Genomic DNA, 1,084 nt, shown 5'->3' on the forward strand with positions numbered 1-1,084 from the left:
GCCATAGCTGTGTTTGGTTGATAATGGCGACGTGTATTCTCGCCCGTTCTATGGCGCGACCCCGTCTCGTGAAAATGCTTCACACTGAAGTCGAAGTAGCGCGTCTCGAACAGCTCCAGCACCTTCGCCACCTCGTCGACCGGGGCGCGACGCGGTGAGGTCTTGCCAATCCGCCGATCCTGCAACCCTGTCTCTCCGTCTCCTTCGTACCGGCAACGCCAGCGGTAGAACGAACTCACAGACATTCCCAGAACATCCGCAGCCTCGTCGCTCGAAAGCCGGCCAGACCGGTACCGGCTCAGAACCTCTTCAAACCGCATCGCGCGGACCTCCGATAGCACCCTGGCCCCACCCATCGACCTCCTCCCTCTCGAAGGCCAGTAGGGTCGGTCAGATCACGTGCTACCTGCCTCGGCCATATCGTGTGTCAGCGACAGCCGGCGGCACGGCCGTCTTGCCTGCCCCCCGGCGGGGGCGCATCATCGGCCCCGGTCGGTGACGGAGCGCCTCGATGTTCATGGTCAGTCAGCAGGAAGCGGCGGCGATCCAGAGGGCCTTCCACGAGGGCGGCGAGTGGGCCGCCGTGGTCGAGCTGCGCCGCGTCTTCCGCATCGAGGACAACGCCTGCGCGCTCGACGCCGTGCGCGCCATCGCGCGGTGGTCGCTCACACCCGCAAAGCCGCCAGCCGACCCCGCGCGGTCCTGATCACCCAGGGGCTCTGCATGGTCTCTCGGCCGCCACATGCGCCACGACAAGGCGCTGCGATGGCACATCGACCGGCTGACGCTGGCCGATCGGGTGGCGGGTGCTTGGGTCTTTCCCGATGGCGACGAATGCGCGCTGGTGGCCGGGCTGTCCTCCCTGCCGGTGCCGCTGCCCGGCTTCGGCAGCAGCGACTGCCGCCGCTGCGCCAGCCATCTGCTGGCTTGGCCGGAGGGTGTCGGGCTGGATTTGGAACGGTGGACCGGCGGGGCGCCACCCCCGCCGGTCCCCGCCGTCAGGCCACCACCCGGATGTCCGCCGCGGTGATCGTGCCCGCGGTCAGGTAGGCCAGAGAGACGGTTCCACCGGATGCGCTGCCAT

3 protein-coding genes are annotated in these 1,084 nt (G+C 68.1%); 2 read left to right on the forward strand and 1 reads right to left on the reverse strand.

Annotated elements, in window-relative coordinates; all coding sequences use genetic code 11:
- Positions 1-320, reverse strand: a 320-nt coding sequence (locus HL658_RS35980; RefSeq protein ID WP_180286925.1) for a helix-turn-helix domain-containing protein, incomplete at its 3' end; no start/stop codon positions are given.
- A 191-nt stretch (positions 321-511) separates the two neighbouring features.
- Here HL658_RS35980 and HL658_RS35985 point away from each other — a divergent pair.
- Together HL658_RS35985 and HL658_RS35990 are read left to right on the forward strand one after the other, a co-directional pair.
- Positions 512-706: a hypothetical protein gene (locus HL658_RS35985; protein ID WP_180286924.1), complete on the forward strand. Its 195-nt coding sequence runs from the start codon at positions 512-514 to the stop codon at positions 704-706.
- 36 nt (positions 707-742) lie between these two features.
- Positions 743-1,030 carry a DUF123 domain-containing protein gene (locus tag HL658_RS35990; RefSeq protein ID WP_180286923.1) on the forward strand — a complete coding sequence of 96 codons (288 nt, stop codon included), beginning with the start codon at positions 743-745 and terminating at the stop codon, positions 1,028-1,030.
- The last annotated feature ends 54 nt before the right edge of the window (positions 1,031-1,084 follow it).

It is taken from the genome of Azospirillum oleiclasticum (genome assembly GCF_013423485.1).
Lineage (GTDB): Bacteria > Pseudomonadota > Alphaproteobacteria > Azospirillales > Azospirillaceae > Azospirillum > Azospirillum oleiclasticum.